The organism is Gryllotalpicola ginsengisoli DSM 22003 (genome assembly GCF_000419445.1).
Taxonomy (GTDB): Bacteria; Actinomycetota; Actinomycetes; order Actinomycetales; family Microbacteriaceae; genus Gryllotalpicola; species Gryllotalpicola ginsengisoli.
The window spans coordinates 20048-39728 of record NZ_AULK01000009.1; the positions used below are offsets into that span (position 1 = coordinate 20048).

Annotated in this window: 16 protein-coding genes; 10 read left to right on the plus strand and 6 right to left on the minus strand. The window is 70.9% G+C overall.

Annotated features, from left to right (window positions below):
• Nucleotides 1–119: 119 nt before the first annotated feature.
• Genes H563_RS0112770 through H563_RS0112780 form a run of 3 tightly spaced genes read left to right on the plus strand, consistent with a single transcriptional unit; the run spans nt 120 to nt 2266 of the window.
• A complete protein-coding gene (locus H563_RS0112770; protein ID WP_022882989.1) occupies nt 120–923 on the plus strand; it encodes a 2-phosphosulfolactate phosphatase in 804 nt (267 codons plus the stop codon).
• 28 nt (nt 924–951) lie between these two features.
• Nucleotides 952–1254 (plus strand): DUF427 domain-containing protein, encoded by a 303-nt coding sequence (locus H563_RS0112775; protein WP_022882990.1) that lies wholly within the window; start codon nt 952–954, stop codon nt 1252–1254.
• Between the two features lie 55 nt (nt 1255–1309).
• Entirely contained in the window at nt 1310–2266 is a 957-nt protein-coding gene (locus tag H563_RS0112780; RefSeq protein WP_022882991.1) for a DMT family transporter, read from the plus strand.
• Here the strand turns inward: H563_RS0112780 and H563_RS0112785 are convergent.
• The 6 genes from H563_RS0112785 to H563_RS0112810 are packed head-to-tail and all read right to left on the minus strand — an operon-like array spanning nt 2259 to nt 7422.
• Nucleotides 2259–2759 carry a SprT-like domain-containing protein gene (locus H563_RS0112785; RefSeq protein WP_022882992.1) on the minus strand — a complete coding sequence of 167 codons (501 nt, stop codon included), beginning with the start codon at nt 2757–2759 and terminating at the stop codon, nt 2259–2261. The genes H563_RS0112780 and H563_RS0112785 overlap by 8 nt on opposite strands.
• A 9-nt stretch (nt 2760–2768) precedes the next feature.
• Nucleotides 2769–3302 carry a tetratricopeptide repeat protein gene (locus tag H563_RS0112790; RefSeq protein WP_022882993.1) on the minus strand — a complete coding sequence of 178 codons (534 nt, stop codon included), beginning with the start codon at nt 3300–3302 and terminating at the stop codon, nt 2769–2771.
• Nucleotides 3303–3359: 57 nt separating this feature from the next.
• Complete coding sequence (locus H563_RS0112795) at nt 3360–4583, minus strand: PQQ-dependent sugar dehydrogenase (RefSeq protein ID WP_022882994.1); 1224 nt, start codon at nt 4581–4583, stop codon at nt 3360–3362.
• A gap of 23 nt (nt 4584–4606) precedes the next feature.
• On the minus strand, nt 4607–5470 hold the full coding sequence (locus H563_RS0112800; RefSeq protein WP_022882995.1) for a spermidine synthase: 864 nt from the start codon (nt 5468–5470) through the stop codon (nt 4607–4609).
• Between the two features lie 9 nt (nt 5471–5479).
• Nucleotides 5480–6778: an MFS transporter gene (locus H563_RS16675; protein ID WP_022882996.1), complete on the minus strand. Its 1299-nt coding sequence runs from the start codon at nt 6776–6778 to the stop codon at nt 5480–5482.
• Nucleotides 6775–7422, minus strand: a complete 648-nt coding sequence (locus tag H563_RS0112810) for a GntR family transcriptional regulator (RefSeq protein ID WP_022882997.1) — start codon at nt 7420–7422, stop codon at nt 6775–6777. The genes H563_RS16675 and H563_RS0112810 overlap by 4 nt, the downstream gene beginning before the upstream one ends.
• 224 nt (nt 7423–7646) lie before the next feature.
• On the opposite strand from H563_RS0112810, the gene H563_RS0112815 reads away from it, so the two are divergent.
• The 7 genes from H563_RS0112815 (at nt 7647) to H563_RS0112845 (ending at nt 19679) form a co-directional block, all read left to right on the plus strand.
• Nucleotides 7647–8495: an endonuclease domain-containing protein gene (locus H563_RS0112815; protein WP_081416298.1), complete on the plus strand. Its 849-nt coding sequence runs from the start codon at nt 7647–7649 to the stop codon at nt 8493–8495.
• 172 nt (nt 8496–8667) lie between these two features.
• Nucleotides 8668–9249, plus strand: coding sequence for a hypothetical protein (locus H563_RS16680; protein WP_051142753.1), 582 nt, complete (start codon nt 8668–8670; stop codon nt 9247–9249).
• Between the two features lie 53 nt (nt 9250–9302).
• A complete protein-coding gene (locus H563_RS18010; protein WP_051142754.1) occupies nt 9303–10547 on the plus strand; it encodes a sensor histidine kinase in 1245 nt (414 codons plus the stop codon).
• Between the two features lie 5 nt (nt 10548–10552).
• Nucleotides 10553–11329 (plus strand): response regulator transcription factor, encoded by a 777-nt coding sequence (locus H563_RS16690; protein ID WP_022882998.1) that lies wholly within the window; start codon nt 10553–10555, stop codon nt 11327–11329.
• Between the two features lie 4 nt (nt 11330–11333).
• Nucleotides 11334–11942, plus strand: a complete 609-nt coding sequence (locus H563_RS16695) for a GNAT family N-acetyltransferase (RefSeq protein WP_022882999.1) — start codon at nt 11334–11336, stop codon at nt 11940–11942.
• Nucleotides 11943–12263: 321 nt separating this feature from the next.
• Nucleotides 12264–15755: a DNA-directed RNA polymerase subunit beta gene (gene rpoB, locus H563_RS0112840; protein WP_022883000.1), complete on the plus strand. Its 3492-nt coding sequence runs from the start codon at nt 12264–12266 to the stop codon at nt 15753–15755.
• A 42-nt stretch (nt 15756–15797) separates the two neighbouring features.
• The gene (locus H563_RS0112845; protein WP_022883001.1) at nt 15798–19679 is read left to right on the plus strand and encodes a DNA-directed RNA polymerase subunit beta'; all 3882 of its coding nucleotides are present in this window, start codon (nt 15798–15800) and stop codon (nt 19677–19679) included.
• Nucleotides 19680–19681: the final 2 nt, after the last annotated feature.

The window sequence follows — 19681 nt, forward strand, 5'->3', positions numbered from 1 at the left end:
GAGGAGCGGCGCGCAGCGCCGCGTCCCGAAGCGCCGCCGTTTCGCCCCTCCAGTCCGCTGAGGAGCGGCGCGAAGCGCCGCGTCTCGAAGCGCCACCGGCACCCCGATAGGTTGGCTGCATGCCCCAACCGCAGCCGGCCGAGACGACGCAGACCCGATATGAGGTGCGCTTCGACTGGGGGATCGACGGGTTGAAGAGCATCGCGCCGGGCGCCGGCGTGATCGTCTTCGTCGACACGATCTCGTTCACCACCACGGTCGAGCTCGCGGCGGGCTTCGGGCTCGAGGTCGAGCCGTACCCGACCATGGACCGCGAGGCGGCCGCCGCCTACGCCGCCGCCGTCGGCGCGAAGCTCGCGGGTCGCCGCGGCGAAGCCGGCCTCACGCTCTCTCCGACGAGCATGACGCCCGAGAACGCGGCGGCCTCCGGCGCCGGGCGGCTCGTCGTGCTCTCGCTCAACGGCTCGCGCGTCGCCGCCGCTGCGGCGGGCTTCGGCGTTCCCGTCGTCGCGGCGAACCTGCGGAACTTCTCGGCCGTGGCCCGCTGGGTGCTCGCCTACCAGCAGCAGCTCGGCACCCGCGCAAACGTCGCCGTCGTCGCCTCGGGCGAGCGGCGGGCCGACGACAGCCTGCGCCCCGCCGTCGAAGACCAGCTCGCCGCCGGCGCCGTGGTGGAGGCGCTGCAGAAGCTCGGCATCGACTTCTGCTCACCAGAGGCCGCCGTCGCGGCCGCCGCGTTCGCGGGGCTGCGCGGGGCGGTGAAGCACCTGCTGACCGCATCCGTATCGGGTCAAGAGCTCGCAGCCGTCGGCCAGCTCGACGACGTGAAGATCGCGGCGCAGCTCGACGTGTCCGACGTCGTGCCGGTGATGCGCGACGGCGTCTTCCGCGCCGTGCCGCGCGCCGAGCAGCAGACGGAATAGCTCCCGGCGCCGCGCGGTTCGCTCCCGCATGAAGGCCGTACTCGGAGAAACCATCATCGCCGAGGCCCCGGAGGAGGACCTCATCCGCATCGAGGGCAACTGGTACTTCCCGCCCGCCGGCGTCGCCGGGCAGTACCTCAGCGAGAGCCCCACCCCCTACACCTGCCCCTGGAAGGGCGAGTGCCAGTACTACACCGTCACCGTCGACGGGCAGCCCTACCCCGACCGGGCATGGAGCTACCCGCATCCGTATCCGACCGCGTTCGACCGCGTCGGCAAGGACTTCTCGGGTTACGTCGCGTTCTGGAAGGACGTGCAGGTCGTCGAGTGAGTCGACCGAGGTCACCGAGACACCCGATGTCGCCGGTCGCCGCCAGACTGGGCCCATGACGACTGGGCGCACGACGCAGACCGGCAACGCCCGTGGCACCGTCTGGGCGTTCCTCGCCCTGTCCACCGCGTGGGGCGCGAGCTTCCTCTTCATCAAGGTCGGGCTCACCGGCCTGTCGCCCGCGCAGGTCGTCGTCGGGCGCATCGTGCTCGGCGCCGCGGCGCTCGCCGCGATCATGCTCGTCACCCGGCGGCCGTGGCCGCGCGAGCTCAAGCTGTGGGGCCACATGCTGGTGGTCGGCGCGCTGTTCTGCGTGGTGCCGTTCACCCTGTACGCCTGGGCCGAGTTGCGCGTGCCGAGCAGCCTGGCGAGCATCTACAACGCCAGCACGCCGATCATGACCCTCCTGCTGACGCCGCTGCTGCTGCGCCGCGAGCGGCTGAGCGGCCGGCAGCTCGCAGGCCTGCTGGTCGGCATGGCCGGAGTGCTCGTGCTCGTCGCCCCGTGGCAGCTGGCCGGCTCCTCCGCGCTCGCCGGCACGCTGCCGGCGCAGCTCGCCTGCCTCGGCGCGACGGTCTGCTACGGCATCGCCGGGCTCTACATGCGCCGCTTCCTCACCGGGCTGCCCTACGACTCGACCACGCTCTCGACGGTGCAGATGGTGGTGGCGGCTCTGCTCACGCTGGTCCTCGCCCCGTTCGACGCCCGCGGTCCGGTCTCGCTCGACCTGCCGGTCGTGGCCGCGGTCGTGGCGCTCGGCGTGCTCGGCACGGGCATCTCCTACATCTGGTACACGAAGATCGTGCGCGACTGGGGCCCGGCCCGCGCCTCGACCGTCACCTACCTCTCGCCGGTCGTCGGCGTCGTGCTCGGCGTGCTGGTGCTCGGCGAATCCATGCACTGGAACGAACCGCTGGGCGGGCTGATCATCATTGCGGGCATCCTGGCCAGCCAAGGGGGGGTACGGATGCCGCGGCGCGCGGCTCAGGCGGAAGAGACCCGGCTCACCTGAAGTCGGAGGCGGCGGCCGCGGCGCGGCGGGTCGCGGAGGAGATCTCGCGCTTGGTCCAGGAGATCAGGTAGGCGCGGGAGAAGCTGCGCGAGCAGGTGGCGCAGGACAGCGCCCGTGTCGGCTTGCGGTGCCGGTAGTGCACGTGGCCGTTGGGGCAGGTGCCGACCCAGGGGGCGAGCTCGGTCGCGGTCTCGCCGTCGTGGGTGCGGCGGCCGACGTAGCCGATCTGCCGCGCCATCCGCCGCCACTCGGGCCCGTGCCCGGCGGCCGGACCGGCCAGCGCGTGCGCGACCTCGTGCAGCAGGATCTGGTGCACGTCGTCGTCGCCCCAGCGCGCGGCGAGGTAGCGGGAGACCGTGATGCGCTTCTTCGAGTAGTCGGTGAGGCCCGCGCGCTTCTTGGCGTTGTCGAAGCCGAAGCTCCACACGGCGGGGTCGAGGTGGAGCCGGATCAGGGCGTCGGCCCAGATCCGCACGCGGGCGAGATCAGACACGCTCGCACTCTAGAACAGCGGTACGACATTGTGTTCGAGCCGCCGTTTGGCGGTCTCCAGCGCGAATTCGGAGGACGCGACCTGGTCCTGAGGGGCGGCGAATTCCTTGCGCAGCCGCAGCGCCTCGGCGAAGTCGGCGACCGCGCGCTCGTCGTCGCCCTGGTCGAAGTAGACCTTGCCGCGGTGCTGCAGCCCGAACGCCTCGTGGTGGTGCCACTCGTGCGTGTGCGCCTCTTCGATGCACGCGGTGAGGTCGGTGAGGGCCTCCTCGTAGCGGCCGAGGTACTGCAGCACCTGCGCCCGGATCATGCGCGGCCGCTGCAGCGAGCGGCGGTCGCCGGTGAAGCGGGCGAGCCGGTAGGCCTCGTTGGCGGTGTCGAGCGCGTCGTCGAGGTTGCCGCCGACCTTGAGCAGCCAGGCCTTCTCGCACAGCGCGTCCCTGCTGCGCAGATCGCCGAGTTCGGCGAGACGATGGCCGACCTCCACCAGGTCGACCCGCTCGCGAAGAGTCTCCGGATCGTAGCCGAGGATGATGCTGCTCACGCCAGGCAGGGTAACCGCGGCCGCGGCATCCGCTCGTCATGCCACGCCCAGCCGCGCTCAGCCGGAGCGCGTGATCTTCACCTCGACCAGGCGGTCGTCGCCGGCGCGCGGGCTGCCGCGCCCGTCGGTGTTGTTGGTCAGCAGCCACAGCGTGCACGGCGCGACCAGCTTGACGTCGCGGATGCGCCCGAGCGTGCCGACGAGCTGGGCGGATGCCTTCGCCGTGGTCCCTCCGGCGCCGAGCTGCACCACCCACAGCCGCTGCCCGCCGAGGCCCGCCATGAAGACCGTGTCGCCCACCACCGCGATCGCGCTCGGGCTCGCCTCGTCGGTCGACCACTGCAGCACCGGGTCGGTGAGGCCCTGCCGGTGCCCGATGCCCTCGACGAGCGGCCAGCCGTAGTTGGCGCCCTTCGTGATGCGGTTCAGCTCGTCCCAGGTGTCCTGCCCGAACTCGGCGGCCCACATCGTGCCGTCGGGCTGCCAGCCGAGACCCTGCGGGTTGCGGTGCCCGAGCGTCCACACCGGGGAGCCGGGGAACGGGTTGCCGGCCGGCACCGCGCCGGTCGGCGTCACCCGCAGGAGCTTGCCGCCGAGGTAGTCGACGTCCTGCGCCCGCTCGGGATCGCTGGCGTCGCCCACCGTGATGTAGAGCATGCCGTCCGGGCCGAAGGCGAGCCGCCCGCCGTTGTGGTTCGCCGCGTGCGGCAGGCCGGTGACGATCGGATGCGCCGCGCCCAGCGCCAGCGCCCCCGTCGGCCCGGTGAGCGCCATGCGCACGACCCGGTTGTCGTCCGCCGTGGTCTCGTAGGCGTACAGCACGCGCGGGTTCCCGGGCAGCAGCGCGAGGCCGAGCAGGCCGCCCTCGACGTCGTGCACGACGCCCGGAACCGTGCCGACGGTGCGCATCGCGCCGTCCGTCGTGCGCTCGAGGATGCGTCCGGAGTCGCGCTCGCTGATCAGCGTCGTGCCGTCGGGCAGCCGGGCGATCGACCAGGGCCCCTCGAGCCCGGTCTCCAGCGTGCGCGGTTCGCCGGCGAGCACCCAGTGCCCGGTCGTCTCGGCCGAGGCGGTCGGCGTCGGGGTCGCGCGGGCCGAGCCGCTCGATGACGCCGACGGGGAGGAGGTGGCGGACGCCGCCGCCGAGCCGGACGCCGACGGCACGGCGCTGAGCGACGTGGTCGGGCCCGCCGAATCGCGGTGGTAGCAGCCGGCGAGCAGCAGGGCGAGGGCGAGGGATGCCGCGACCGCCGCGCTCACGCGGCGGGTGGTGCGAAGCATCCGATCGCCCATCGTCGGTGCGCCTAGCCGCCGCGCCTGACCTGGAACACGTTCAGCGACGGCGAGGGGGAGGGCAGCGCCGTCTGGTCGGTGACGATCGCGCCGGGGCGCGCGAACTCGTCGAAGTCGGCGCCGAAGACGGCCTGCGCCGGGTGCGGCCCCGCGGCCATCAGCCGCGGCAGCCACGCCACGGGCAGCTCGGCCGGCGAGCCCACGAGCACGAAGTTGCCGAAGCGGCGGCCCTTGAGCACCTGCGCCTCGGCGAGCACGGCGGCATGCGGCACGACCTGGGCGAGCGTCGCGGCCTGGCCGCGGGCGAAGCGCAGCGGCGGGCCGTCGGCGATGTTGACCAGCACGATCCCGGTCGGCTTCAGCAGGGCGACGGCCTCGCGGTAGAACTCGACGCTCGTCACGTGCGCCGGGGTGCGGGCGCCGCTGAAGATGTCGATCACGACGAGGTCGGCCTGGCCGCGCAGCCCCGACGGCAGCTTGCCGAGCACCTCGCGGGCATCGCCGTAGCGCACCCGCACCTGAGCCCCGCGCGGCAGCGGCAGGTGCTCGCGCACGAGGTCGACGAGCTCCTGCTCCAGCTCGATGACCTGCTGGCGGCTGCCCGGGCGGGTCACCGCGATGTAGCGCGGCAGGGTCATCGCGCCCGCGCCGAGGTGCACGGCGGTGATCGGCTCGCCGGGCTCGCCGATCAGGTCGATCACGTTGCCCATGCGCTGGATGTACTCGAAGAACAGGCTCTGCGGGTCCTCGAGGTTCACATGCGACTGCGGCGTGCCGTCGACCACCAGCTCGTACGCTCCTGGGATGAACCGGTCGGGCTCGATGACCGCGCGGTAGCCCGAGTGCCTGAGGATCACCGAGGGGTCGTCGCTCACCCCTTCAGGCTACTTCGCGGCCGCCGCATCGAGGGGGCGGGTCTGCGGCCGCTCGCCGTGCCGGTGCAGGTGCCGGCCGCCCGCGGCGGCGATCACGGCGATGCATCCGCCGCCGATCACGGCGCCCGCGAGGAACAGCACCGGGTAGGGCACCCACGGCGACAGCGCCGCCAGGATCGCCGGGATGAAGAAGCCCGCGTACGCGGCGGAGTAGTACAGGGCGGTGAGGCCCGCGAGGTCGTCGGGCCGGGCGATGCGCTGCACCTCGAGCATGCCGCCGAGCATCAGCAGCCCGTTGCCGACGCCGAGCACCGCGGCCGCACCGATCGCGACGGCAGGGCTGAGCGTCGCGGTCGCGAGCGCGCAGGTCAGCATGCCGGCCACTGCGGCGGCCATCGCGACGACCATGCCGAGGGCGGACCGGGGGCTGTGCAGCCGCCGCGCGGTGGGCTGCACCAGGAACGCCGCGCCCAGGGTCACGAGGCACAAGAGGCCCGAGAACGCGATCTGCTCGCCCGGCACCCGCCCCGCGAGCACGGCGGGCAGCACCGCGTACGAGCTGCCGGCGGTGCCGAACACCCACGACGAGGCGGGCAGCACGACGAGCATGAAGCGCCGGTGCGAGGCCGCAGGCACCTTCAGATCGGATGCGAGCTGCGCGAGGCTCGCCCGCGCTCCGCGCGCCCGGGTCTCCGGCGCACGGGCGCCGAGCAGGCCGGCGGCGAGCGAGAGCCCCGCGCAGACCAGGTAGGGCAGCTGCTGCGGCAGCGGCGCGTACTGCGCGAGCGCCGCGGCGGCCACCGCCCCGAGCAGGAACCCGGCGGTCAGCGACAGTGCGCCCCGGGTCGCCCCGGTCGCCGCCGGCGCGTCCTCGAACGGATGCTGCGACAACTCCTTCACCCACGCGGTGCCCACCGCCATCGCGAGCCCCAGCGCGATGCCGCACAGCACCCGCCCCACTCCGAGCAGCACCGGGCTGCCGTACGCGAACGCCAGCACCAGGCTGCCGAGCGCGGCGAGGAACGGCGCGGGCACCATCAGCGGCCGGCGGCCGTACCGGTCGGAGAGCGGGGCGGCGACGAGCATCGCCGGCACGATGCCCAGCACGTAGACGCCGAGCAGGGCGTCGACGGTCACCGCGCCGAGGTGGTCCCGCTGGCGGTACATCACGAGCAGCGGGGTGAACTCGTTGCCGCCCCAGGCGACGGCGAACAGGGCGGCGCAGGCGAGCAGCCACGGGCGCCGCGAGGGGGTGCGGGCCGGGGCATCCGATCTCGTCGTCCTCGGAGAGGTATCAGCGGGCGTCATCGGATGAGGACCTCGTGCACCTCGCTCAGGTGGTCGTGCAGCAGAGCGGCGAAGCGGTCGGCGTCGCGCGCGTCGATCGCGGCGAGCAGCGCCTCGTGCTGCGCGATGACGGACTCGGCGACGGCTCCGGGCACGGAGGTCGCGATCATGCGCACCTGGCGGGCGCGCAGGCTCTCGTAGAAGCGGATGATCAGCTCGTTGCCGCCCGCCTGGACGATCGTGCTGTGGAAGTCGGCGTCGGCCGCGGCGTAGGCGCCGAGGTCGCCGTCGCGCACCGTGCTGCGCTGCAGCTCGAGGTTCTGCCGCAGCTGCGCGACGAGGGCCGTCGTGCGGGCGGCGTCGCCGGTGACGACCCGGGCGGCGTGCGCCTCGACCAGCTCGCGCGCCTCGATGACGTCGCGGGCCTCGGAGCGGGCGATGGGCACGATCAGGGCGCCGCGCTTCGGGTAGAGCTTCATGAACCCTTCGGCCTGCAGGCGCAGGAACGCCTCCCGCACGGGCGTGCGGCTGATGCCGAGCCGGGCGGCGACCTCCCCTTCGCTGATCAGGTCGCCGCCGGCGAGTTCGCCGCTCAGGATGCGGTCGCGCACGTCCGCGTACGCGCGCTCGCCGGCGGGGGCCGAGGTGAGGGGTGCGGAAGCCATGGCCTCCATCATAGATACAAGTCGTGGCTATGCGGTCCAGTGGGCCGAACTCAGGATGAGCGCCGGTTCGAGGCGATATACGGCTTCGCTCCGCGCTGCTCCTGAATTCGGTCGCCCGCAGCACCGTCGACCGCCCCCGCACAGTCGGCCCGCTCCACGACTTGTCCCCAGATGCGGCCGTTGCCGCATCCCGCCGCCCCAGCATCGGGCATCGTCAGGGGCTCATGGAAACCGACGCCGAACTCGATCGCATCGAACGTCACATCGCGGAGTGCGGGGGAGCCGCGCGCGTGCGCTCGACCGACCGCCGCACGAAGCGCGCACTGGCGCGCGGCGTCGCCTGCAGACGGCTGCTGAGGGTTCGCAACGGGTGGTACTCCCTGCCCGGCGCCGATCCGGCCGCCGTGGCGGCCGTGCGCGTCGGGGGCGTGCGTACCTCGACCTCTGCCACGCGCGCCGGCGGGCTCTGGACCTGGGACGACGGCAAGCTGCACGTCGCCGTGCCACTGCACGCGAGCCGGCTGCGGCTGCCGCGCGCCGCGTCGCTGTGCGTGCACTGGTGCGCAGAACTGGTCACCGGCGCGAATGCCCTGCCGCTCGCGGTCGTGCTGCTGCACGTCGCGATGTGCCAGCTGTTCGAGAACGCGGTCGCCGTGATCGACTCTGCTCTGAACAAGCGGCTGATCTCCATGCGGTCGCTCGAGACAGCGTTCGCCGGCGCACCCGAGCGGTGTCGCCGGCTCCTCGCCTGGTGCGACGCCGCGAGCCAATCCGGCACCGAGTCGTTGGTGCGGGTGCGCCTGCGGCGGCTCGGCATCGCGGTGCGCACCCAGGTGCCGATTCCCGGTGTCGGCTTCGTCGACCTGCTCGTCGGCAATCGGCTCGTGATCGAATGCGACAGCCGCGAGTTCCACGACAAGGCCGACAGCTATGCCAAGGATCGCGAGCGCGACCTCGAGCTCATCAGGCAGGGCTACCTGCCCCTCCGGCTCACCTACGGGCAGATCCTCTTCCGCTGGCACGAGGTGGAACCCGTGATCCTCGAGATCGTCCGCGCCGACCGGCATCGTTGACCGGCGCACCCGGCGACCGAATTCAGGACATACGGATGCTCGAGCTCATATCCCCCTCGCCTCCGCGCTCCTCCTGAGTTCGGCCCCCGACCCGGCCGCGGCGCCCGATCTCCACCCGCGCTCCACCCCAGGGTGGTGGGCCCGGGCCGCCGGGGCCGGGAGCATCGAAGACATGAGCCTGAACCTCCAGTACTTCGCCTACGCGCTGCTCGGCCTCGCCGCCATCGCGTGGATCTGCTACCGCCAGATGACCTGGCGCCCCGTCGACCCCGCCCGCATGTGGCGCGGCCCCCTGATCTTCGGCGTGATCGGCGCCGGCACCATCGTCACCGGCAGCAAGCAGCTCGTGCTCGGTCCCGTCGACATCGCCACGCTCGCGATCGAACTGACCCTCAGCCTGGCCATCGGGGCGGTCATGGGCGCCATCGCCCACTTCCGCCGGCTCAGCCCCCAGGCGGTCGCCGCCTACGAGGCGAAGCGCGTCGACGGCGGCCGCGGCGGCACCCACGGCCCCGTCGAGTACGAGAGCCGTACCGGATGGCTCGGCCTGGTGCTGTGGTTCGTGCTGATCGCGGTGCGCATCGGCGTCGACGTCTTCGCCCAGCACCTCGGCGCCGCCGCGGCGCTCTCGAGCGGCGTCATCCTGCTGGTGCTCGCGGCCAACCGGGCCGCCCGCACGGCCGTGTTCGCCTACCGCCTGGACCGGCACCGGCAGAGCGCCCGCGTCTGGCCCGCGGCCGAGCAGGGCAGCTGACCCTGGCGACGGGCCGAGCCGCCCGAACCGGCCGAGCCGTCAAGATAGACCCCATGAGCGCACGCGACCGCCGCCTGCTGCCCCTCGCCCTCAACGGCATCGGCATGGCGGTGGTCGCGTACGCCTTCTTCTCGGGCCCCTTCCCCGGCCGCCACGGCGCATGGCTCACGGCGGCCTTCGTGATCGCCCTGCTGGCGTGGGCGGCCGTGCAGCTGCTGCCCCGCGGGCTCGCGTCGCTCGAGGTCCCCGGTCCGCCCGTGCTCCGCCTGGTGCGCCGCGTCGTGATCTTCGTCGGCGTCGCGGCCGCGGCGCTCGCCGTGCCGTCGACGAACGGCATCCTGCTGCCGCCGCTCGGCATCGTCATCGTGGTCGCCATCTCCGACGAGTTCGAGCCGGTCTGGGTGGGCGTCGCGGCCGCCCTGCTGTCGTTCGCGCTGTCCCCGATCGGATGCCTCGCCGCGCACTCCGACGCGATGGCGGTGTGGTCGTACGAGGCGGGTAACGCCGTGTGGCTGCTCATCGGAGTCTCCCGCCGCCAGGCGCACGCGGCGACCCGCCAGGCCCGCGCGCTCGATGCCCGGCAGCGGGAGCTGCGCGAGCAGGAGGCCCGTGCCGCCCTGATGGCCGACCGGCAGGCGGCGGCCCGCGACGTCCACGACGTGCTGGCGCACTCGCTCGGCGGGCTGGTGATCCAGCTCGACGCGGCCCAGGCGCTGCTCGAGTCGGGCCGGGTGACGGATGCCGCGGCCAAGGTCGCCCAGGCCCGCACCCTCGCAGCCGAGGGTCTCGGCGATGCCCGCCGGGCCGTCGCGGCGCTGCGCAGCCCGGACGAGCCGGGCACGGTGGAACGGGGCCCGCGCGACCTCGGCGGGGCCGTCGAGCGGCTGCTGCGCGCACACCGCGAGCTCGGCGGACGGATCGATGCCCGCGTCGAGCTCGGCGAGCCGCCCGCGGCGGTGCCCGCGCCCGTCGCGAGCGCATTCGAGCGCGCGCTGCAGGAGTCGCTGAGCAACGCCCGCCGGCATGCGCCGGGCGAGCCGGTGCGCGCCGAGCTGACAGCGGCCGGCGGCCGCCTCGCCCTGACCGTGAGCAATCCGATGCGGCTCGATTCCGGCGGAACCCGCACCGCCGCCGGCGGAACCGACACCACCAGCGGCGCAACCGGCACCGCCGGCGGCGGCCACGGCATCGCCGGGATGGCCGAGCGCTTCCGGGCGCTGCCGGGCGGGCGCGCCGAGGCGGGCCCGCGCGACGGAGAGTTCGTCGTGCACGTCGAGGCGTGCCTCGAGGAACATTGATCCCCGTGGAGGAGCAGACCGCCCGAGCGATCCGTGTGCTCGTCGCCGACGACCAGGCCATCGTGCGCGACGGGCTCGTCACCGTGCTCGACCTGCTGCCCGACGTCGAGGTCGTCGGCGAGGCCGAGGACGGCCTGCAGGCGGTGGCGCTCGCCGACGAGCAGCTGCCCGACGTCGTGCTGATGGATCTGCGGATGCCCGGGCTCGACGGCGCCGGCGCGACGGAGCGCATCGTGGCGGCGCATCCGTCGACCGCGGTGCTCGTGCTCACCACCTTCGCCGATGACGCGTCGATCGTGTCGGCGCTCAAGGCCGGAGCACGTGGCTATCTCACCAAAGACGCCGGCCGCGCCGAGGTCGCCGCCGCGATCCGCTCGGTCGCGCGCGGGCAGACGACGCTCGCGCCGGAAGTCGGCGCCCGCCTGATCGACGCGCTGACCGAGCCCGTGCGTCTCGAAGGGGGGTCCCTGAGGAGCGCCGATCCGGCGCGTCTCGAAGGGGGGTCCCTGAGGAGCGCCGAACCGGCGCGTCTCGAAGCGCGTCCCACCCCCGCCGCGCTCCACTCCCGCTTCCCGCTGCTCACCCGCCGCGAGGCCGAGGTGCTCGCCGAGATCGCCCGCGGCCGCAGCAACAGCGAGATCGCCGCGCAGTTCTACGTGAGCGTCGCGACCGTGAAGACCCACATCAACGCCCTGTTCGCCAAGCTCGGCGTACGCAACAGGTCGCAGGCGATCGCGCTGGCCCTGGGCAGCGCGGAAGGCCCGGCCGGTGCGGAAGAGTAGCCGCGTGGCGCAGATCAGACGGTACGAGCCGCGGGATCGCGACGACGTCTACGACGTGTGCGTCAAGACGGGCGACTCGGGCACGGATGCGACGGGCCTGTTCTCCGACGACACGCTCCTGCCCGACATCTATGCCGGCCCCTACCTCGCCCTGCAGCCCGACCTCGCGTTCGTCGTCGACACCGGCACGCGGGTGGCGGGATATCTACTGGCGGCCGCCGACACGCGCGACTTCGTGCGCCGCTATCGGGCCGAATGGCTGCCGGGCTTCGCGGCGAGGCATCCGTCGCCCGTGCGCGTCGAGAGCGCCGAGGACCGCATGGTGTGCACCGGCCACGAGCCCGAGCGGATGATCGGCCCGGACCAGGACCGCTACCCGGCGCACCTGCACATCGACCTGCTGCCCGAGCTGCAGGGGCAGGGCCTCGGGCGCGCCTTGATACGGATGCTGCTGGCCGAGCTGCGCTCCCGCGGCATCCCCGGGGTGCAGCTCGGGGTGGGGGAGCAGAACCGGGGCGCCCGCGCCTTCTACCGCCGGCTCGGGTTCCACCCGCTGCCGTCGAGCCCGCAGAACGAGCTCGTGCTCGGGCTGGAGGCGGACGCGGAGGTCTGAGCGGCGGCCCGCGCGGGGCAGGATTCCGCGGATTTCCGCGCCGGATCGCCGAAGCTCGGCGGGGCTTATACCCCTCGTGCGGAGAAAGGTCAAGGAACGGGTGGACAAGGAGTGTCGCACCCTTATACACTTGACCTTTGCGCTCCCCCTAACGTCATGCCTTCATATTGCGGTCGGCTGTGTTTGTTAAAGACATGCGTGCTCCGGGCGGTCCCACCATACAGCGTGGGTCCAGTCAGATAGAGCACACGTGGGAGTCTCGTCCAGACCGTCAGTAACTGTCAGGCCCTTCCCGCCGAGGGGCCTTCGGAGGTTATTTCCTTGGCTGCTGCTCGCAACGCATCGCCCACCAACCCGAAGAACGGACGAGGCCACTCTCGTCTTTCGTTCGCCAAGATCACCGACACCCTCACCGTCCCGGATCTGCTCGCTCTGCAGACCGAGAGCTTCGACTGGCTCGTCGGAAACGATGCGTGGAAGGCACGCGTCGCCGAAGGACTCGAGCAGGGTCGTCAGGATCTGCCCACCCGCTCCGGCCTCGACGAGATCTTCGAGGAGATCTCGCCCATCGAGGACCTGGGCGAGACCATGCAGCTCTCCTTCACCAACCCGTTCCTGGAGGAGAAGAAGTACTCGATCGACGAGTGCAAGGAGAAGGGCAAGACCTACTCGGCCCCGCTCTACGTCGAGGCCGAGTTCATGAACCACCAGACCGGTGAGATCAAGACCCAGACGGTCTTCATGGGCGACTTCCCGCTCATGACCGACAAGGGCACCTTCATCATCAACGGCACCGAGCGCGTCGTCGTCTCGCAGCTGGTCCGCTCGCCGGGCGTCTACTTCGAGCGCACGCCCGAGAAGACCTCCGACAAGGACATCTACAGCGCCCGCATCATCCCGAGCCGCGGCGCCTGGCTCGAGTTCGAGATCGACAAGCGCGACCAGGTCGGCGTGCGCATCGACCGCAAGCGCAAGCAGTCGGTCACCGTGTTCCTCAAGGCGCTGGGCATGACCGGCGAGGAGATCGCCGAGGAGTTCAAGGGCTTCGCCTCGATCGAGTCGACGCTCGAGAAGGACATGATCCTCACCAAGGAGGACGCGCTCAAGGACATCTACCGCAAGCTGCGTCCGGGCGAGCAGGTGGCCGCCGAGGCCGCCCGCGCGCTGCTCGACAACTTCTACTTCAACCCGAAGCGCTACGACCTCGCGAAGGTCGGCCGCTACAAGATCAACCGCAAGCTGGGCCTCGACAAGCCGCTCACCGACTCGGTGCTCACCGTCGAGGACGTCGTGAAGACGATCAAGTACCTGGTCGCCCTGCACGACGGCCAGACCGAGATCGACGGCGTGCGCGACGGCAAGCCCGTCACCATCCGCATCGACGTGGACGACATCGACCACTTCGGCAACCGTCGCATCCGTGCCGTCGGCGAGCTGATCCAGAACCAGGTGCGCACCGGCCTGTCCCGCATGGAGCGCGTCGTGCGCGAGCGCATGACCACGCAGGACATCGAGGCGATCACCCCGCAGACCCTGATCAACGTGCGCCCCGTCGTGGCCGCGATCAAGGAGTTCTTCGGCACCTCGCAGCTGTCGCAGTTCATGGACCAGAACAACCCGCTCGCGGGCCTCACCCACAAGCGCCGCCTGTCGGCGCTCGGCCCCGGCGGTCTCTCCCGTGAGCGCGCGGGCGTCGAGGTGCGCGACGTGCACCCCTCGCACTACGGCCGCATGTGCCCGATCGAGACCCCTGAGGGCCCGAACATCGGCCTCATCGGCTCGCTCGCGTCGTTCGCCCGGATCAACTCCTTCGGCTTCATCGAGACGCCGTACCGCAAGGTGGTCGACGGCAAGGTCACCGACCAGATCGACTACCTCACGGCTGCGGAGGAGGACGAGTTCATCATCGCCCAGGCCAACGCGCCGCTGAAGGCCGACGGCTCCTTCGCGGAGGAGCGCGTGCTCGCCCGCGAGAAGGGCGGCGAGGTCGACCTGGTCCCCGTCGACCAGATCGGATACATGGACGTCTCGCCGCGCCAGATGGTGTCGGTGGCGACCTCGCTGATCCCGTTCCTCGAGCACGACGCCGCCAACCGCGCCCTGATGGGCGCCAACATGCAGCGCCAGGCCGTTCCGCTGCTGCGCAGCGAGAGCCCCGTGGTCGGCACCGGCATGGAGGGCTACGCGGCGATCGACGCCGGCGACGTGGTCATCGCCGAGAAGCCGGGCGTCGTCACCGAGGTCTCGGCCGAGGTCGTCACGGTGCAGCTCGACGAGGGCGGCACGCAGGACTACTACCTGCGCAAGTTCGACCGCTCGAACCAGGGCACCAGCTACAACCACCGCGTGATCGTCAACCCCGGCGAGCGAGTCGAGGCCGGCGAGGTCATCGCCGACGGCCCCGCCACCGAGAACGGCGAGCTCGCGCTCGGCAAGAACCTGCTCGTCGCGTTCATGCCGTGGGAGGGCTACAACTACGAGGACGCGATCATCCTCAGCCAGAACCTGGTGAAGGACGACACCCTCTCCTCGATCCACATCGAGGAGTACGAGGTCGACGCCCGCGACACCAAGCTCGGCAAGGAGGAGATCACCCGCGACCTGCCCAACGTGAGCCAGGACCTGCTGGCCGACCTCGACGAGCGCGGCATCGTGCGCATCGGCGCCGAGGTCGCCCCCGGCGACATCCTGGTCGGCAAGGTCACGCCCAAGGGCGAGACCGAGCTGTCGGCCGAGGAGCGCCTGCTGCGCGCGATTTTCAACGAGAAGAGCCGCGAGGTGCGCGACACCTCCCTCAAGGTGCCGCACGGCGAAGAGGGCACCGTCATCGGCGTCAAGGTCTTCGACGCGCAGGACGGCGACGACGAGCTCGGCTCGGGCGTCAACCAGCGCGTCGTGGTCTACATCGCCCAGAAGCGCAAGATCACCGCGGGTGACAAGCTCGCCGGCCGTCACGGCAACAAGGGCGTCATCTCGAAGATCCTGCCCGTGGAGGACATGCCGTTCCTCGCCGACGGCACCCCCGTCGACGTCGTGCTGAACCCGCTCGGCATCCCCGGTCGCATGAACTTCGGCCAGGTGCTCGAGACGCACCTCGGCTGGGCCGCCAAGACCGGTTGGAAGATCGAGGGCGACCCCGAGTGGGCGAAGAACCTGCCCGAGGAGGCCCGCGAGGTCGCGCCGAACACCAAGCTCGCCACGCCCGTCTTCGACGGTGCGTCCGAGGAGGAGATCGCCGGCCTGCTCGACTCGACGCTGCCGACGCGCGACGGGGAGCGCCTGATCGACGCATCCGGCAAGACCGTGCTCTTCGACGGCCGCTCCGGCGAGCCGTTCCCGGACCCGGTGTCGGTCGGCTACATGTACATCCTGAAGCTGCACCACCTCGTCGACGACAAGATCCACGCCCGCTCGACCGGTCCGTACTCGATGATCACGCAGCAGCCGCTGGGCGGTAAGGCCCAGTTCGGCGGCCAGCGCTTCGGCGAGATGGAGGTGTGGGCCCTCGAGGCCTACGGCGCCGCCTACGCGCTGCAGGAGCTGCTGACCATCAAGTCCGACGACATCCTGGGCCGCGTGAAGGTGTACGAGGCCATCGTCAAGGGTGAGAACATCCAGGAGCCGGGCATTCCCGAGTCCTTCAAGGTGCTCATCAAGGAGATGCAGTCGCTCTGCCTGAACGTCGAGGTGCTCTCGGCCGACGGAACCGCCGTCAGCCTGCGCGACACCGACGACGAGGCCTTCCGCGCCGCGGAAGAGCTGGGCATCAACATTTCCTCCCGCTTCGAGTCCTCGTCGATCGACGAGATCTAGAAGCCGGGCCGATAACAGAGAACTTTTCTAGTAGGAGTGAAATTGCTCGACGCAACAACTTTTGACGAGCTTCGCATCGGCCTGGCGACCGCCGAGGACATCCGCAAGTGGTCCTACGGCGAGGTCAAGAAGCCGGAGACCATCAACTACCGCACGCTCAAGCCCGAGAAGGACGGTCTGTTCGGTGAGCAGATCTTCGGCCCCTCGCGCGACTGGGAGTGCGCCTGCGGCAAGTACAAGCGGGTGCGCTTCAAGGGCATCGTCTGCGAGCGCTGCGGTGTCGAGGTCACCAAGTCGTCGGTGCGCCGTGAGCGCATGGGCCACATCGAGCTCGCCGCCCCGGTGACGCACATCTGGTACTTCAAGGGCGTGCCGAGCCGCCTCGGCTACCTGCTCGACATGGCGCCGAAGGACCTCGAGAAGGTCATCTACTTCGCCGCGTACATGGTCATCTCCGTCGACGAGGAAGGCCGCCACGCCGACCTCCCCGGCCTGGAGAACGAGCTGCGCCTCGAGATCAAGACCCTGGGTGACCAGCGCGACGCGGCCGTGGCCGACCGCCTGGCCCGCCTCGAGGCCGACCTCGCCGCGCTGGAGGAAGAGGGCGCGAAGGCCGACCAGAAGCGCAAGGTGAAGGACGGCGCCGAGAAGGAGATGGCGCAGCTGCGCAAGTCCTTCGATGACGACATCGCCCGCCTCGAGCGCGTCTGGGAGTCGTTCCGCACCCTGAAGGTCGGCGACCTCAAGCCGGAGGACGCCGACTTCAACGAGCTGGTCGACCGCTACGGCCTGTACTTCGAGGCGCACATGGGCGCCGAGGCGATCAAGCGCCGGCTGCAGGACTTCGACCTGCAGGCCGAGGCCGAGTCGCTGCGCGAGCAGATCGCCACCGGCAAGGGCCAGAAGAAGATCCGCGCGATCAAGCGACTGCGCGTGGTCAACTCCTTCCTGCAGACCGGCAACTCGCCGGCCGCGATGGTGCTCGACGTGGTGCCGGTGATCCCGCCGGAGCTGCGCCCGATGGTGCAGCTCGACGGCGGCCGCTTCGCCACGAGCGACCTGAACGACCTCTACCGTCGTGTGATCAACCGCAACAACCGCCTGCGTCGTCTGCTCGACCTGGGTGCGCCCGAGATCATCGTGAACAACGAGAAGCGGATGCTTCAGGAGGCCGTCGACGCCCTGTTCGACAACGGCCGCCGCGGCCGCCCCGTGACGGGCACCGGCAACCGCGCCCTCAAGTCCCTGAGCGACATGCTCAAGGGCAAGCAGGGCCGCTTCCGCCAGAACCTGCTCGGCAAGCGCGTCGACTACTCGGGCCGTTCGGTCATCATCGTCGGCCCGACGCTCAAGCTGCACCAGTGCGGTCTGCCCAAGCAGATGGCGCTCGAGCTGTTCAAGCCGTTCGTGATCAAGCGCCTGATCGACCTGGGCCACGCCCAGAACATCAAGGCGGCCAAGCGCATGGTCGAGCGTTCGCGCCCGCAGGTGTGGGACGTGCTCGAGGAGATCATCCGCGAGCGCCCCGTGCTGCTGAACCGCGCGCCTACCCTGCACCGTCTCGGCATCCAGGCGTTCGAGCCGCTGCTCGTGGAGGGCAAGGCCATCCAGCTGCACCCGCTCGTGTGCGCGGCGTTCAACGCCGACTTCGACGGCGACCAGATGGCGGTGCACCTGCCGCTGTCGGTCGAGGCCCAGGCCGAGGCCCGCATCCTGATGCTCGCCTCGAACAACATCCTCAAGCCGTCGGACGGCCGCCCGGTCACCCTGCCCGCGCAGGACATGATCATCGGCCTGCACCACCTGACCACGGTCAAGGAGGGTGCGGTCGGCGAGGGCCGCGCGTTCGCGTCGGTCGCCGAGGCGATCCTCGCGAAGGACCAGGGCACGCTCGACCTGAACGCGAAGGTCAAGATCCGCCTCGACAACCTCTACCTCTCCGAGGACGAGGCGCCCGAGGGCTTCGTGCAGGGCTCCAGCGCGATCCGCGAGACCACGCTGGGCCGCGCCCTGTTCAACGAGGCGCTGCCGGCGGACTACCCGTACGTCGAGGCCGTCGCCGACAAGGGCAAGATCTCGGCGCTGGTCAACGACCTCTCCGAGCGCTACCCGAAGGTGGAGGTCGCCGCGACGCTCGACCGCGTCAAGGACGCCGGCTTCTACTGGGCGACCCGCTCGGGCGTCACGGTGGCCATGTCCGACGTGACCACGCCGCCGCAGAAGGCCGAGATCATCGCGAAGTACGAGAAGCAGGCCGCCAAGGTCCAGAGCGAGTACGACCGCGGTCTGACCACCGACAACGAGCGCCGTCTCGAGCTCGTCAACATCTGGACCAAGGCGACCGAAGAGGTCGCGGCGGCCATGCGCGAGAACTTCGAGAAGGACAACACCATCTACCGGATGGTGAGCTCCGGCGCCCGTGGTAACTGGCTGCAGATCCGCAACATCGCGGGCCTGCTGGGTCTCGTGACGAACCCGAAGGGTGAGACGATCCCGCGCCCGATCCTCTCGAGCTACCGCGAGGGTCTGACCGTGGCCGAGTACTTCATCAACACCCACGGCGCCCGCAAGGGTCTGTCCGACACCGCACTGCGCACGGCCGACTCGGGTTACCTGACCCGTCGTCTGGTGGACGTGTCGCAGGACGTCATCATCCGCGAGGACGACTGCGGCACGAACAAGGGCCTCGACCTGCTCATCGCCGCGCCGGACGCCGACGGCGTGCTGGTGCGCGACGAGAACGTCGAGAACTCGGTGTTCGGCCGCACGCTGGCCACCGACGTGACCGGCGCCGACGGCTCGGTCGTGGCGAAGGCCGGCGACGACGTGGGCGACGTGCTCATCAACAAGCTGGTCGCGGCCGGCGTCGAGCGCATCAAGGTGCGCTCGGTGCTGACCTGCGAGTCGGCGGTCGGCGTCTGCGCCATGTGCTACGGCCGTTCGCTGGCCACCGGCAAGCTCGTCGACATCGGCGAGGCGGTCGGCATCATCGCCGCCCAGTCCATCGGCGAGCCGGGCACCCAGCTGACGATGCGTACCTTCCACCAGGGCGGTACCACCGGTGCGGACGACATCACGCAGGGTCTGCCGCGCGTGCAGGAGCTGTTCGAGGCGCGCACCCCCAAGGGCTCGTCCCCGATCGCCGAGGCCGCGGGCACGATCAAGATCGAGGAGACGGAGAAGAGCCGCAAGGTGATCCTCACGCCGGACAACGGCGACGAGGTGCACGTCTACCCGGTCCTGAAGCGCTCCACGCTGCGCGTCGAGGACGGCCAGCACGTCGAGCTCGGCGAGCAGATCATCGTCGGCTCGGTCGACCCGAAGGAGGTGCTGCGCGTCATGGGCGTCCGCGAGGTGCAGAAGCACCTCGTCGAGGGCGTGCAGGGCGTCTACCGCTCGCAGGGTGTGCCGATCCACGACAAGCACATCGAGGTCATCGTGCGTCAGATGCTGCGCAAGGTCACCGTCGTCGACCACGGCGAGACCGACCTGCTGCCCGGTGAGCTGGTCGACCGCTCGCGCTTCGTCGAGATGAACCGCGCGGCTCTGGCCGAGGGCAAGAAGCCCGCGGCCGCCCGTCAGGAGGTCATGGGCATCACCAAGGCCTCGCTGGCGACCGAGTCGTGGCTGTCGGCCGCGTCCTTCCAGGAGACCACCCGCGTGCTCACGCAGGCCGCCATGGAGGGCAAGCGCGACCCGCTGATCGGCCTCAAGGAGAACGTGATCATCGGAAAGCTGATCCCGGCCGGCACCGGCCTGAACCGGTACCGGAACGTGACGGTCGAGGCGACCGAGGAGGCGAAGGCGGAGCGGTACCCGAACCGCATCTTCTCCGACACCGACGTGTTCGACGAGAACTCGCTGAGCTTCGTCGACTTCGACTCGTTCTCGAGCGACGACTACACGCCGGGCAGCTACAACTGACC